This is a genomic window from Pseudomonas sp. Bc-h, from assembly GCF_002080045.1.
Taxonomy (GTDB): Bacteria; Pseudomonadota; Gammaproteobacteria; order Pseudomonadales; family Pseudomonadaceae; genus Aquipseudomonas.
The window spans coordinates 190,606-204,784 of sequence record NZ_MUIN01000012.1 but is presented as its reverse complement, the minus strand read 5'-3'; the positions used below and the strand labels follow the sequence as shown (position 1 = coordinate 204,784).

16 protein-coding genes are annotated in these 14,179 nt (G+C 59.6%); 12 read left to right on the top strand and 4 right to left on the bottom strand.

The window, feature by feature from the left end; translation table 11 throughout:
* Positions 1-162: 162 nt before the first annotated feature.
* The 5 genes from pcaQ to pcaC all read left to right on the top strand — a co-directional run bounded on the left by pcaQ (position 163) and on the right by pcaC (position 4,473).
* Positions 163-1,092 carry a pca operon transcription factor PcaQ gene (gene pcaQ, locus BWR59_RS24045; RefSeq protein WP_081568138.1) on the top strand — a complete coding sequence of 310 codons (930 nt, stop codon included), beginning with the start codon at positions 163-165 and terminating at the stop codon, positions 1,090-1,092.
* Positions 1,093-1,233: 141 nt separating this feature from the next.
* The gene (gene pcaH, locus BWR59_RS24040; protein WP_081568137.1) at positions 1,234-1,953 is read left to right on the top strand and encodes a protocatechuate 3,4-dioxygenase subunit beta; all 720 of its coding nucleotides are present in this window, start codon (positions 1,234-1,236) and stop codon (positions 1,951-1,953) included.
* Positions 1,954-1,965: 12 nt separating this feature from the next.
* Positions 1,966-2,568, top strand: a complete 603-nt coding sequence (pcaG, locus tag BWR59_RS24035) for a protocatechuate 3,4-dioxygenase subunit alpha (RefSeq protein WP_081568136.1) — start codon at positions 1,966-1,968, stop codon at positions 2,566-2,568.
* 127 nt (positions 2,569-2,695) lie between these two features.
* On the top strand, positions 2,696-4,060 hold the full coding sequence (locus BWR59_RS24030) for a 3-carboxy-cis,cis-muconate cycloisomerase (RefSeq protein WP_081568135.1): 1,365 nt from the start codon (positions 2,696-2,698) through the stop codon (positions 4,058-4,060).
* 17 nt (positions 4,061-4,077) lie between these two features.
* On the top strand, positions 4,078-4,473 hold the full coding sequence (gene pcaC, locus BWR59_RS24025; protein WP_081568134.1) for a 4-carboxymuconolactone decarboxylase: 396 nt from the start codon (positions 4,078-4,080) through the stop codon (positions 4,471-4,473).
* A 77-nt stretch (positions 4,474-4,550) separates the two neighbouring features.
* Here the strand turns inward: pcaC and BWR59_RS24020 are convergent, their stop codons facing one another.
* On the bottom strand, positions 4,551-5,804 hold the full coding sequence (locus BWR59_RS24020; RefSeq protein WP_081568133.1) for an OprD family porin: 1,254 nt from the start codon (positions 5,802-5,804) through the stop codon (positions 4,551-4,553).
* A gap of 344 nt (positions 5,805-6,148) precedes the next feature.
* Between BWR59_RS24020 and BWR59_RS24015 the strand changes: the two genes are divergently transcribed.
* A complete protein-coding gene (locus tag BWR59_RS24015) occupies positions 6,149-7,036 on the top strand; it encodes a DMT family transporter (RefSeq protein WP_081568132.1) in 888 nt (295 codons plus the stop codon).
* 122 nt (positions 7,037-7,158) lie between these two features.
* Here BWR59_RS24015 and BWR59_RS24010 read toward each other — a convergent pair whose 3' ends face one another.
* Positions 7,159-8,745: an ABC-F family ATPase gene (locus tag BWR59_RS24010; protein ID WP_081568131.1), complete on the bottom strand. Its 1,587-nt coding sequence runs from the start codon at positions 8,743-8,745 to the stop codon at positions 7,159-7,161.
* 588 nt (positions 8,746-9,333) lie between these two features.
* On the opposite strand from BWR59_RS24010, the gene BWR59_RS33065 reads away from it, so the two are divergent.
* Together BWR59_RS33065 and BWR59_RS24005 are read left to right on the top strand one after the other, a co-directional pair.
* Entirely contained in the window at positions 9,334-9,462 is a 129-nt protein-coding gene (locus BWR59_RS33065; protein ID WP_269140371.1) for a hypothetical protein, read from the top strand.
* A gap of 10 nt (positions 9,463-9,472) precedes the next feature.
* Positions 9,473-9,787, top strand: a complete 315-nt coding sequence (locus tag BWR59_RS24005; RefSeq protein WP_081568130.1) for a hypothetical protein — start codon at positions 9,473-9,475, stop codon at positions 9,785-9,787.
* Between the two features lie 18 nt (positions 9,788-9,805).
* Here the strand turns inward: BWR59_RS24005 and BWR59_RS24000 are convergent, their stop codons facing one another.
* Positions 9,806-10,174, bottom strand: coding sequence for an NUDIX hydrolase (locus tag BWR59_RS24000; RefSeq protein ID WP_081568129.1), 369 nt, complete (start codon positions 10,172-10,174; stop codon positions 9,806-9,808).
* 188 nt (positions 10,175-10,362) lie between these two features.
* Positions 10,363-10,692, bottom strand: a complete 330-nt coding sequence (locus tag BWR59_RS23995) for a hypothetical protein (RefSeq protein ID WP_081568128.1) — start codon at positions 10,690-10,692, stop codon at positions 10,363-10,365.
* Positions 10,693-11,110: 418 nt separating this feature from the next.
* On the opposite strand from BWR59_RS23995, the gene BWR59_RS23990 reads away from it, so the two are divergent.
* From BWR59_RS23990 to BWR59_RS23975, 4 genes are all read left to right on the top strand, one after another.
* Entirely contained in the window at positions 11,111-11,959 is an 849-nt protein-coding gene (locus tag BWR59_RS23990) for a transporter substrate-binding domain-containing protein (protein ID WP_081568127.1), read from the top strand.
* A 77-nt stretch (positions 11,960-12,036) separates the two neighbouring features.
* Entirely contained in the window at positions 12,037-12,699 is a 663-nt protein-coding gene (locus BWR59_RS23985; protein ID WP_081568126.1) for an amino acid ABC transporter permease, read from the top strand.
* Between the two features lie 12 nt (positions 12,700-12,711).
* Positions 12,712-13,374 carry an amino acid ABC transporter permease gene (locus BWR59_RS23980; protein WP_081568125.1) on the top strand — a complete coding sequence of 221 codons (663 nt, stop codon included), beginning with the start codon at positions 12,712-12,714 and terminating at the stop codon, positions 13,372-13,374.
* Positions 13,371-14,162, top strand: coding sequence for an amino acid ABC transporter ATP-binding protein (locus tag BWR59_RS23975; RefSeq protein WP_081568124.1), 792 nt, complete (start codon positions 13,371-13,373; stop codon positions 14,160-14,162). Before BWR59_RS23980 ends, BWR59_RS23975 begins: the two co-directional genes overlap by 4 nt.
* Positions 14,163-14,179: the final 17 nt, after the last annotated feature.

The following is a 14,179-nucleotide window of genomic DNA, read 5'->3' as shown; positions in this document are numbered from 1 at the left end:
AGGGTTGGCTCGGCTGCCTATAGGAGGGAGCTTGCTCGCGAATGTCCTTTCATCTGATTCAAGGTTTAATGACACACTGCATTCGCGAGCAAGCTTCCTCTCACGGTTTCTGCGCTTGCCCTATCAATCCGGTAGTCATTGGATACTGAGGCCGCTTCCCCCTTGAACATCGACACCCGCATCAAGTTTCGTCATCTGCTGTGTTTCCTTGAGGTCGCGCGCCAGGGCAGTCTGGCCAAAGCCTCGGACAAGCTTGCGATCAGCCAGCCGGCCTTGTCCAAAACCCTCAAGGAACTGGAAACCCTGCTCTGCGCCAACCTGTTCGTGCGCAGCAAGAGCGGAGCGGCGTTGACCGAAGCCGGTGTGGCATTCATGCGCTATGCCGGGCCCAGCGTTCAGGCGCTGCGCGAAGGGGTGCACAGCTTGCGTTCCGGTGAGCACGAGCCGGTGACGGTGCGCCTGGGCGTGTTGTCGACCGTGGAAAGCCTGCTGGTTCCGGAAGTGATCTGCCGTCTGCACGCCCGGCATCCGGCACTGGTGGTCAGCGTCGCCACCGGACCGAGTGCCTATCTGCTCTCGCAACTGCGTCTGGGCGAGCTGGATCTGGTGGTAGGACGCATGACCGACAGCCCGCAGATTCTCGGCCTGAGCTTCGAACACCTGTACAGCGAGTCGATGACTTTGGTGGTGCGCGATGGCCATCCGCTGCTCGCCAACAATGACAATCGCCCAACGCTTGAAGACTTCCCGCTGGTGTTGCCGCTGGCGGGCACCACCATCCGCAAGTTCGCCGACAGCCTGTTCGTGCAGCACGGCATCAGCCCGCCGCGCCAGCGTCTGGAAACCCTCTCGCTGACGCTGAGCCGACGCTACGTGCAATGCAGCGACGCGGTGTGGATCGCGCCGTTCGACGCGGTGCGCCAGGATCTGAGCCGAGGCGAACTGGTAGAACTTGAGCTGGGGATACGCGAGCCGGGCGGTTCGGTCGGCCTGTGCAGCAACCCCGCGTTGCCGTTATCGATTGCCGCGCAATGGTGCGTGGATGTGTTGCGGGAGGTCGGGCAAGCCTATCGCGAAGGCGCCTATCCATAACCGTTTGGTTATGAATGCTTGTGTTTTTTTCAGTTTTGTCGAGGTCGATTGCGCGGGACACTGCGCTATCGCCTGCTCCTTTGTTGCCTGAAACGCCATGGAGCAGCCGCAGACCTCCCATAACTACAAAAGGAGACCGGCATGTCCGACGCCCACGACAGCCGTTTCGCCATTCGCGACCGTAATTGGCACCCCAAAGCCCTGACCCCTGATTACAAGACCTCGATCCTGCGCTCACCGCGCCAGGCGCTGGTCAGCATCCCGCAGTCGATCTCCGAAACCAGTGGCCCCGACTTCACGCACCTGCAATTCGGCCGTCACGATGCCGATTTACTGCTCAACTTCGACAACGGCGGTTTGCCCATTGGCGAGCGCATCATCGTCGCCGGTCGAGTCATCGATCAGTACGGCAAACCCGTTCCCCACACGCTGGTGGAGATGTGGCAGGCCAATGCCGGTGGACGTTATCGGCACAAGAAGGATGCCTATCTGGCGCCGCTCGACCCCAATTTCGGTGGCGTTGGACGCTGCCTGACCGACCGCGATGGCAACTACAGTTTCCGCACGGTAAAGCCCGGACCATACCCGTGGCGTAACGGCCCGAATGACTGGCGCCCGGCGCACATCCACTTCTCCATCAGCGGCCCGTCGATTTCAACCAAGCTGATCACGCAGCTGTATTTCGAAGGTGATCCGCTGATCGGCATGTGCCCTATCGTCAAGTCGATTGCCGACCCGGACGCGGTGCAGAGCCTGATTGCGCGGCTGGACATGAGCATGGCCAATCCGATGGATTGCCTGGCTTACCGCTTTGATATCGTCCTGCGCGGCCAGCGCAAGACTCACTTCGAAAACGTCTGAGGAGGGAAGCCCATGCCCGTTCAAATTCTGCCGGAAACCCCTTCACAGACCGCCGGCCCTTACGTGCACATCGGCCTGGCGCTGGAAGCCGCAGGCAACCCGCCTCGCGAACAGGAAATCTGGAATGAGATGGCCCGGCCCGACGCGCCAGGCGAGCACATCCTGCTGCTGGGGCACGTCTATGACGGCAACGGCCATCTGATTCGCGACTCGTTTCTGGAGCTGTGGCAGGCCGACGCCGACGGCCATTACGACTGCGATTACGACCTGAGCAAAGCCTTCAACAGCTTCGGTCGCACCGCCACCACCGACGAGGGCGAATGGCTGGTCAAAACCATCAAGCCGGGTGTGGTACGCAATGCAGCCGGTGTGCCCATGGCGCCCCACGTCAACGTCTCGCTGTTTGCCCGGGGCATCAATATTCAGCTGCAAACGCGCCTGTATTTCGATGACGAGGCGCAGAACAACGCAGTGGACCCGGTGCTGAACCTGATCGAACAGCCGCAGCGACGTCAGACCCTGATCGCCAAACGGTGTACGGTCGACGGCAAGTTGGCCTATCGTTTTGACATCCGCGTACAGGGCATCGATGAGACGGTGTTCTTCGATTTCTGATCGCGAACCAGCCAAATCTGTAGCAGTCCGGCTTGCCGGCGGCGGCTTTTCTCCGTTCGTCGTCGCCAGGCGGGCTGCTACTGTTGATGCGTAAGGATCGTATGAACGAGCCGTCAGGAGCAGTCCGTTGAACAGACCCGGCAACCAATTATTCGACCGATATTTTACTCAGGAGCCCATGCGCCGGATCTTTTCCGATCAGGGCCGCGTGCAGGGCATGCTCGATTTCGAAGCAGCGCTGGCCCGCGCCGAAGCGGCCATCGGCGCGATACCGACCGAGGTGGTGAACGATATCGTCGCCGCCTGCGATGCCTCGCTCTACGACTTCGATGAGCTGTCCATCGCTATCGGCAATGCCGGTAATTCGGCGATTCCGCTGGTCAAGGCGCTGGGCAAACAGATCGCTGCGCGCAACGAAACGGCTGAGCGCTACGTACACATGGGCGCCACCAGTCAGGACGTGATGGACTCAGGTCTGGTGCTGCAATTGCGCAGCGCCGTCGGCTTGTTGGAGCAGGATCTGGCCAGCCTCGCCGACGCTCTGGCACAACAGGCCCAGCGGCATGCGGGCGTGCCGATGTCAGGGCGGACCTGGCTGCAACAGGCGACCCCCGTCACCCTTGGCGCGAAGATTGCCGCTTGGCTGGGGTCGATCACCCGACATCGCCAGCGGCTCAAGGAGCTCAAACCACGTCTGTTGTGCCTGCAGTTCGGCGGCGCTTCCGGCAGCCTCGCGGCGTTGGGCGAGATGGCATTCCCGATTGCCGAGAGCCTGGCCCGTGAACTGAAGTTGAACTTGCCGGACCAACCCTGGCACACCCAGCGCGATCGTCTTGTGGAGTTCGCCGGTTTTCTGGGCCTTGTCGCTGGCAGCCTGGGCAAGATCGGCCGCGACATCAGCCTGATGATGCAGACCGAGGCCGCAGAAGTGTTCGAGCCAGCCGCAGCAGGCAAGGGCGGTTCCTCGACCATGCCCCACAAGCGCAACCCGGTGGGCGCGGCGGTGATGATCGGCGCGGCGACCCGTGCCCCTGGGCTGGTGGCGACCATGCTCAGCGCCATGCCGCAGGAGCACGAGCGCAGCCTGGGTCTGTGGCACGCTGAGTGGGAGACGTTGCCGGAACTGTGCTGCGTGGTGTCCGGCTCATTGCAGCAGGCGTTGGCGGTGATCCCCGGCCTTGAAGTCGATGCACAGCGCATGCTGCAGAATCTGGACCTGACCCACGGGCTGGTGCTCGCTGAAGCTGTCAGTATCGCGCTGGCCCAGCGCATGGGGCGCGATGCGGCGCATCACCTGATCGAGCGATGCTGTCGCCGCGCCGTTGAGCAGGGTAAGCACCTGCGCGAAGTCTTGGGTGCCGAGCCGGAGGTCACTGCGCAGTTGTCGTCTCAGGCGCTGGACAATCTGCTGAATCCAACCCATTACCTTGGCCAATCCAAACGCTGGGTCAAGCGCGCGGTGGCCGATCATCAGGCTTTCAACCTTCGATAAATCCGACTGGACCGAAAATGGACGAGAAACAACGTTACGAGGCGGGCATGAAAGTCCGCCGCGAAGTATTGGGCGATGCCCATGTCGACCGCAGCCTGGAAAAGCTCACGCCGTTCAACGGTGAGTTTCAGGAAATGATCACCCGCCATGCCTGGGGCGACATCTGGACCCGCCCCGGATTGCCGCGCCATACCCGAAGCCTGATCACCATCGCCATGCTGATCGGCATGAACCGCGAAGGCGAACTGCGCCTGCACCTGCGTGCCGCGAAAAACAATGGCGTAACCCGCGACGAGATCAAGGAAGTGCTGATGCAGAGCGCGATCTATTGCGGGATTCCGGCGGCCAATGCGACGTTTCATCTGGCTGAAGAAGTGTGGAATGAGCTGGGGGTCGAGTCTTTAGAGGAGTGATCGGTTCGCGCCTCGACGCCTCATTCCTGTAGCGCTCCGGCGTGCTACAGGGATGAGGCGTCTGTAAGGTCAGTGCCTTACAAAACCGAAATCGGATAACTCACGATCAGCCGGTTCTCATCGAACTGATTGCTGCTGAAATCCCGGCGCATGGTCGAGTTGCGCCAGCGCACGGACAGGTTCTTCAGGCTCCCTGCCTGAATCACGTACGCCAGTTCCGACTCCCGCGCCCATTCCTCGCCATCGGTGATGCTGCCCGTGTGGACATTGTCGCCCTTGATGTAGCGATTCATCATCGTCAGCCCGGGAACGCCCAGCACCGCGAAGTCGAAATCATGCCGCAGTTGCCAGGACTTCTCCTTGGCGTTGTCGAAGCTGGAGTTGTAGCTGTCGTTGGCCAGGGTGCCGCCGCTGGTGCCATTGACGCGCATCCACGCGTTGTCGCCGCTGACTTTCTGCAGGCCGACATAAAAGGTGTTGCCCAGATACCGCGCCGACAGCAGCGCCGACCAGGTGCGGTTGTCCAGATCGCCAGCCAGCGCGCTGCCGTCTTCCTTGCCGGTGAAATATCCGAGATTGGCCCCCAGCGTCCAGGCGCCAATCGGCTGGCTGTGAATCAGGTTGAGGTACTTCTGCTGATAGATGTCTTCCAACTGCGCATACCACAGGCCGATCTGCGTGTGCTTGTCGTTGAAGCTGTACTCGGCGCCGCCAAAATTGAAGCGGTCCGAGGTGACCGCCGCGCGGCCGGTCATGGACATGTCCTCCATACTCGCATCGTTGCGTGGGCTGTTGCCGCGGAACTGCCCACCGTAGAGCGCCAGGCCCGCCAGCTCTCGGGAGGTAATCTGCCCGCCACGAAAAGTCTGCGGCAGTGAGCGACCGTCATCGGAGCGCAGAATCGGCAGCACCGGCATCCACTCGCCGATCTTCATTTCGGTGTTGGATACCTTGGCTTTCGCAGCCACCGCCAGCCGTCCAAAATCGTCGGCAGGGCGCCCGTCATCGTGGATCGGCAATAACTGGGTGCCGCCCGATCCCTTGCCGCCATCGAGCTTTACCGAATACAGCCCCAAGGCGTCGACGCCAAACCCTACTGTGCCCGGCGTATAGCCGGAGCGGGCATCGAGGATGAAGTTTTGCGTCCATTCCTGGGCGCCACTCTGCGCGTTGGCCGGGTCGACGAAATTGCGGTTGATGAAGAAGTTGCGCAGGTTCAGACCGACTTTGGCCTCGTCGACAAAACCTTCGGCATGGGCGGTCAGAGAGGTGATTGCGCTGGCGGAAATGACGAACGAAAGACGGCTGACGAGACGAGATGAGCTATGCATCGTTTGGACCTTTTTATAATTATTGGCAAGGCGAAACTGAGGCCCATGGTGCGAGGCGGGAAGGGGGCCGATCAATTGGTGGAATGCAGTTTGGTGCGGTAATCGAACGTTAATTAACCGGTTCGTACATTCCTAGGCGTTAATTTAATGCCCTGCGGTTATCGTTATCGGGAACTTGCCAGTGCCCGGTGGAATAGCTGCCAGAACCATCGGGAATACCTGAAGAATGTTTCATGTTTGCTTGGTTATCTGCCGGTGGCTTCTATATTCTTTCCAGGTCTACCCAACGTGCTCGCGGCGGCTATGGACAGACCACGCACTCACGCAAGACCAAAGGAAAGCTGATGAGTACCACCAGCACGCCGCTCTCCGGCGTCAACCAGCCTCTCAAAGGCATCGCACTGATCGTCCTTGCGACCTTTCTGTTTTCCACACACGACACGCTGTCCAAATACCTCTCTGGCATCTACCCCATCATGATGGTGGTGTGGATTCGCTACGTGGTGCATACCGCGTTGATGGCCTGCATCTTCATGCCCTCGGCGGGGTTGCGGGTTTTGCGCACCAAGCGTCCGGGCTTGCAGGCTTTGCGTGCGGCCTGCCTGCTGGGCACAAGCCTGTTGTTCACCAGCGGCCTGATGTTCATCCCGATTGCCGAAGCGACGGCTGTCAACTTCCTCGCGCCGTTGCTGGTGACTGCATTGTCGGTGCCGTTGCTTAAAGAGAACGTCAGCCGCGGCCAGTGGATTGCGGTACTGGTGGGCTTCAGCGGAGTCATGGTGATCGTCCATCCCGGCGGCGAGCTGTTCACCCCGGCAGTGCTGCTGCCACTGGGTTCGGCGCTGTGCTTCGCCTGTTATCAATTGCTCACCCGGCTGGTGGCTGCCCACGACAGCCCGACCACTAGCAACTTCTTCGCCGGTCTGTTCAACAGCCTGCTCATGAGCGCCATCGTGCCGTTTTTCTGGCAATCCCCGGAGTGGAAGCATGTGCCGTTCATGCTGGCACTGGGCACCTGCGGGATGGTCGCTCACTTGATGTTGACCCAGGCGTTCCGCTTCGCCGCGCCGGCGTTGCTGGCGCCGTTCGGTTATTGCCAGATCGTGTTTGCCGGGCTGTGGGGTTTTATCGTGTTCAACCACGCGCCGTCGCTCACCGCCCAGGCGGGGATCGCGATCATCTGTCTGAGCGGCCTGGCGGCGGCATGGCAGCAGCGTAAGAAGGGCGGTTGAGGTCAGGTTCGGCTGCTGTTTTCAGTGAGGGATAAACGCTTCGCCCAATAACCTCTGGCCGACAGCACCCACAAAAAAGCCCCGTCGCAACGACGGGGCTTTCAGCTACAGCCTGCAGTGATTTAGAACACCACACCCTGGCTACGCAGGTAATCATCGTAGGTGCCGCTGAAGTCGGTCACGCCGTTCGGGCTCAACTCGATGATGCGAGTGGCCAGGGACGATACGAATTCACGGTCATGACTGACGAAGATCAAAGTGCCTGGGTAGTTTTCCAGCGCGAGGTTCAGCGCCTCGATGGATTCCATGTCCAGGTGGTTGGTCGGTTCGTCCATCACCAGCACGTTCGGCTTTTGCAGGATCAGCTTGCCGAACAGCATGCGGCCTTGCTCACCACCGGAGATGACTTTGACCGACTTGAGGATCTCGTCGTTGGAGAACAACATGCGGCCCAACGTGCCACGGATGATCTGCTCGCCCTGCGTCCACTGACCCATCCAGTCGAACAGGCTGACGTCGTCTTCGAAGTCATGGGCGTGGTCCTGAGCGTAGTAACCCAGCTCCGCGCTCTCGGTCCACTTCACCGAACCCGCATCCGGCGTCAGTTCGCCCATCAGCGTGCGCAGCAGCGTGGTCTTGCCGATACCGTTCGGGCCGATGATCGCAACGCGCTCGCCCGCTTCAACGGTGAAGCTGAAATTCTTGAACAGGGTCTTGCCGTCGAAGCCCTTGGACATGTGCTCGATGGTTACCGCCTGGCGGTGCAGCTTTTTGGTCTGCTCGAAGCGAATGAACGGGCTGACGCGGCTGGAAGGCTTGACCTCGGCCAGCTGGATCTTGTCGATCTGCTTGGCGCGGGAAGTCGCCTGCTTGGCTTTCGAGGCGTTGGCCGAAAAGCGGCTGACGAAGGTCTGCAACTCGGCGATCTGGGCTTTCTTCTTGGCGTTGTCCGACAGCAGTTGCTCACGGGATTGGGTCGCCGCGGTCATGTACTCGTCGTAGTTGCCGGGGAACAGACGCAGTTCGCCGTAATCCAGGTCCGCCATGTGGGTGCAGACGCTGTTAAGGAAGTGCCGGTCGTGGGAAATGATGATCATGGTGCTGTTACGCGCCGTGAGAATGGTTTCCAGCCAGCGGATGGTGTTGATGTCCAGGTGGTTGGTCGGTTCGTCGAGCAACAGCACTTCAGGATTGGAGAACAGCGCCTGAGCCAGCAGGACGCGGAGCTTCCAGCCTGGCGCGACTTCGGTCATCGGGCCGGAATGCTGCTCCAGGGGAATACCCAGACCCAGCAGCAACTCGCCTGCGCGAGATTCGGCGGTATAGCCGTCCATCTCGGCGAACTCGGTTTCGAGCTCGGCAACGGCCATGCCGTCTTCTTCGCTCATCTCTGGCAGCGAGTAGATACGGTCGCGCTCGGCCTTGACCTTCCACAGCTCCTCGTGGCCCATGATCACGGTGTCGATCACGGTGAATTCTTCGTAGGCGAACTGATCCTGACGCAACTTACCCAGACGCACGTTCGGCTCGAGCATCACCTGACCGCCCGACGGCTCCAGATCGCCGCCCAGGATCTTCATGAAAGTGGATTTGCCACAGCCGTTGGCGCCGATGAGGCCGTAGCGATTGCCGTTGTTGAATTTGACCGAAACGTTCTCGAACAGCGGCTTGGCGCCGAACTGCATCGTGATGTTAGCTGTGGAAATCAATTGCTTATCCTGCTTGGGTTACAAGTATGTATGAGTGAGTCGCCTTCATCCCTGAGCCGGTTTCGAGCCGATTCACATTCGATTCGGCAGCTTCTCTACCGCCTTCCATTGAGAGGCAGAGCGGCGGCAGTTGGCAAAGGTGCAAAGCAGTATTTCGACGCCATCTTCAAGTGGCCTGGCAGTGAACGAAGGGTTCATGCCTGCCAACCCGTGCATGGTCGCATAGGGATGGTGCGTGTCGTGTTGGCGCCGCCGATATACGTTCGGGACGCTCAGTGCTGACGTAAAGTGCGCGATTGTAACACCGGTCGAGTTGATCTACATCCCGCGCTTGCTCGACGGTCCTATATAAGCGCTATCTCATGGAAATCATGGCGCGCTGGTGTGCCAGGTGATGGAGGTGTAGGAATCGTCTGGTTCTGCTGTCCCTGGATTGCGAAGCGGTCAATGTCGTACCAGAATCCGTGGCACTTGTCGGCACGTTGCGTGCCTCTCGATCACTTCACATGGACGGACTCGACAATGCCAGCCAATTGCACTCGTGATTCTACTTCCCGCCCGCTGATGTCTCGCCTCATGGACGTTCGAATGATCGCCCTGACTGCGGGTTCCGCCTCAGTGGCCAACATGCTGATACCGGGATTTGGAAGTTCGGCAGTGGGCGCAGCACTTGGAGCGGCTTTTGCCCTGCATGTGCTCAAGTCCCGGGACTTCTGAGGCCTGCGACATGAGCGCAGAGCAGTTCGAATATTCGTTTTTCGTGAGTGCGCTTTTGGTATCGATGTATATAGGCAGCGCACTTTTCTACAGGCAGAAACCCGACCTGGCTCACGCTTTGATTATCGCCACGTCCTGCTCAAGCGCGATGGCTGCGGCGTTGGCCGGATTCATGACCTACCACGCACCGGCGGAACAACTGGGGGTACTGCGCGAGCACAAGACTATTGTGGCAACGGGGACGCTGGCGCTGGTATGGGTTTCGGTCAGTGCGGTTTTCAAAAGCTTGATGCACCCGCGGCGTCGATCAAGACAGGTGACGTGAAGCGCCCTGAGAAGGTGGTCACGGAATCGCATCACTCAAGAAGGCTTTGACGATCGATTTCGCAGATGGATTGACCTTCTGCGCGCCGAGCTCCTTGGCAGTAAACCATCTGCAATCGGCAATTTCATTCTTCGGTGACGGGGTGGCCATGAACGTCACGGAGACCTCGAAGACGTGGTGAAGCACTTCTCCACCTTCGAACCGCGTCACATAGGACAGATCTGCGAGAATCAGACCCGTCTCCTCGCGAAGTTCACGAGCTGCGGCTTGTGCCGGAGACTCGTTGGCCTCGACCTTGCCACCCGGCAACGTCCAACGGGCCTTGGTTTTGCGCACATACAGGATTTCGTTGTCCCGTCTGCAGATCACTGTGGCTCGTTCTTTCATTGGGTGTTCCCTCCACCGTACAACGTGTGAGATGCACGCGACGCTATAGTCGTCACGCCAGTGTCACAAAAGCTTCATAAAAGGCTTTGAAGCATTTACGGTGCCAATGTTCCCTTGTTTTTAGTACAGCAACGTCCTGTCTGAACCATAGCAGTCAGGTGAGCCAGACGTTGTGACAAGTCAGAGACTTATTGAGTTGGCTGCGGATGGGTGGCGCTCGTTTTGTGCGTCGCAGATTTTTTGTGTTCAGTCTTTTTCTGAGCGGGTGCCTGCTCAGTTGAATGCCCCGAGGGTTTGGCCTTGTCGTCGGAACCGGGCGGTGGGGGGTTGACCGGCTTCTTATCCATACCTTGGGCATCGCCGCCATTACCTCCTGCCGGTGATGAAGGGTTCACGCCAGGCGGCAGGGCGGAGCCCGCGGATTCGGAGGCTGCGGCGACGGTCGTCATCATCGGCAATGGGGTACTGAATAGCAGCATCGCCGCCAGCCACAGCGTTGATCGTTTTGACTTGATCATGGTGTATCTCCCAGCTGAAGAGACATCTCACGACCTTTGGCACCTGATGCGATGCCATTGTGCCCTCAGTGTGACGAACGGTCAGGGGCCGGGTCAGGAGACCATCTTCGAAGGCCGTTTCACGCGATACAGCTCCCAAGTTCCGGCACTGACACGCATCAGATGTTGCCCGTTTGTGGCGCGCTGCGCACAACAGTGGGGCCCGGGTACTCAGCCGTTTGTGGCGAGCAGTAGCGGCTTGCGCTCTTTCTGATTGACGTCATGCATCCCAGGTTTCTGCCAGCCCTTTGATATTGCAAGCTTTTCCTGTGCTGTTTTTTCGCCGTCGTTCTGTGGCACACTTTCTGCTGTTAATTCCGTTGTTACATGCTCAGTTCCGGTATAGCGGAATATACATCTTCTCGGCGGAGTTCATCACATGCATCGCGGACCTTCTTTTTTAAAAGCTTGTGCGTTCGTTCTGGTGGCCACGGCCACTTTGGCCGGTACTGCTCAAGCAGCTGACAGCAAGCTCGACAGCGTGCTGCAGCGCGGACATCTCGTCGTCGGCACCGGAAGCACCAACGCCCCTTGGCATTTCCAGGGCGCTGACGGCAAGTTGCAGGGGTTCGATATCGACATCGCGCGCATCGTCGCCAAAGGCTTGTTCAACGACCCGACCAAGGTCGAGTTCGTGGTGCAGTCCTCCGATGCACGGATCCCGAACTTGCTGACTGACAAAGTCGACATGAGCTGCCAGTTCATCACCGTGACCGCCAGCCGGGCGCAGCAGGTCGCCTTCACGCTGCCTTACTACCGAGAAGGCGTGGCGCTGTTGCTGCCGACCAACAGCAAATACAAGGAAATTGACGACCTTAAAGCGGCGGGTGATGGCGTAACCGTTGCCGTGCTGCAGAACGTCTACGCCGAGGAGCTGGTGCATCAGGCCCTGCCTAAAGCCAAGGTCGATCAGTACGACAGCGTCGATCTGATGTACCAGGCCATCAACTCCGGTCGTGCCGATGCCGCCGCCACCGACCAGTCTTCGGTCAAGTACCTGATGGTGCAGAACCCGGGCCGCTATCGCTCCCCGGCCTTCGCCTGGAGCCCGCAAACCTACGCCTGTGCTGTCAAGCGTGGCGATCAGGACTGGCTGAACTTCGTCAACACCGCCTTGCATGAAGCCATGACTGGCGTGGAATTCCCGACCTACGCGCAATCCTTCAAGAAGTGGTTCGGCGTGGATCTGCCGACTCCGGCCATTGGCTTCCCGATGGAATACAAGTAAGGCGTCTGTTTGCACTACGTCCCAATTGACGGGGCAGGGAAGGCCGTGGCGTCTTCCCGTCCCAGGTACTGCTGACCATGAATTATCAGTTGAACTTTGCAGCCGTCTGGCGGGATTTCCCCAGTCTGCTGGCGGGGCTGGGGCTAGGCCTTGAACTGGCGCTGATCTCCATCGCCATCGGCTGCGTGATCGGCCTGATGGCCGCGTTCGCGATGCTCTCCCGATACCGCGCCCTGCGCGTGGTGTCGTCGGTATACGTCACGGTGATCCGCAATACGCCGATCCTGGTGCTGATCCTGTTGATCTACTTCGCCTTGCCGAGCCTGGGCATCCGCATGGACAAGATCCCTTCGTTCATCGTCACCCTGTCGCTGTATGCGGGGGCGTACCTGACCGAAGTATTTCGCGCCGGCCTGTTGAGTATTCACAAGGGCCAGCGTGAGGCCGGATTGGCGATTGGTCTGGGCGAGTGGCAGGTACGCGCTTACATCATCGTGCCGGTGATGCTGCGCAACGTGCTGCCAGCGCTGTCGAACAACTTCATTTCACTGTTCAAGGACACCTCGCTGGCGGCTGCCATCGCGGTGCCGGAACTGACCTACTACGCGCGCAAGATCAACGTCGAAAGCTACCGGGTGATCGAAACCTGGCTGGTGACCACGGCGTTGTATGTCGCGGCCTGTTACCTCATCGCCATGCTCTTGCGCTACCTCGAACAGCGCTTGGCGATTCGCCGCTAGGAGGCCCCTGACATGTACGAACAACCTACCTGGCTGCATGAACTGTGGATCGCCCGCGAGGCACTGTGGAACGGCTTCCTCACCAGCGTGCAGTGCGCGGGTCTGGCGATCGTCTTCGGCACCGTGATCGGCGTGTTTGCCGGGCTGATCCTGACCTACGGCAAGCTGTGGGCACGTCTGCCGTTTCGCTGCTACGTCGACCTGATTCGCGGCACGCCGGTTTTCGTGCTGGTGCTGGCCTGCTTCTATATGTCACCTGCGCTGGGCTGGCAGATCACAGCGTTCAGTGCTGGCGCATTGGGGCTGACACTGTTCTGCGGCTCCCATGTGGCCGAGATCGTGCGCGGCTCGTTGCAGGCCATCCCTCGGGGGCAACTGGAAGCGGGCAAGGCAATCGGCCTGACGTTCAGTCAGTCCCTCAGTTACGTGCTGCTGCCGCAGGCGCTGCGGCAAATCCTGCCGACCTGGGTCAACTCGTCCACAGAAATCGTCAAGGCTTCGACCTTGTTGTCGGTGATCGGCGTGGCCGAATTACTGCTCAGCACGCAACAGGTCATCGCACGCAATTTCATGACCCTGCAGTTTTACCTGTTCGCCGGATTTCTCTTCTTCGTCATCAACTACGCCATCGAGCTTCTTGGGCGGCAAATCGAAAAACGGGTGGCCTTGCCATGACACAGACTCAAACCGCGACCGCCGCCACGGCTCTGTTGAGCATCGAAGGGCTGCACAAATCCTACGGCCCCGTTGAAGTGCTCAAGGGCGTGGATCTGAAGATGAACAAGGGCAACGTGGTGACCCTGATCGGCTCCAGCGGATCGGGCAAGACGACGCTGCTGCGTTGCGTGAACCTGCTGGAGGAGTTTCAGGGCGGCCACATTCGCCTTGAGGGCCAGGACATCGGGTACAGCGACGTCAACGGCAAGCGTGTGCGGCACCCGGAAAAAGTCATCGCCCAGCACCGGGCCATGACCGGTATGGCGTTTCAGCAATTCAACCTGTTCCCGCACCTGACGGCGTTGCAGAACGTGACCCTGGGTCTGCTCAAGGTCAAGAAGCTGCCGAAAGATCAGGCCGTGGCGCTGGCGGAAAAGTGGCTGGAACGTGTTGGCCTGCTGGAACGTCGTAATCACTACCCGGGCCAGTTGTCCGGTGGTCAACAACAGCGTGTGGCGATTGCCCGCGCCATCGCCATGAATCCGAGCCTCATGTTGTTCGATGAAGTGACCTCGGCGCTGGACCCCGAACTGGTCGGCGAAGTGCTCAGCGTGATCAAGGGATTGGCGGAAGAGGGCATGACCATGCTCCTTGTCACCCACGAGATGCGCTTCGCCTACGAGGTGTCGGATCAGATCGTTTTCATGAACCAGGGCCGCATCGAAGAGCAGGGCTCTCCCAAGACATTGTTCGAGCAGCCGAAGTCGGCGCGCTTGAGCGAATTCCTCAAGAACATTCGTTTTTAAACGCTCAACCAAAGGAG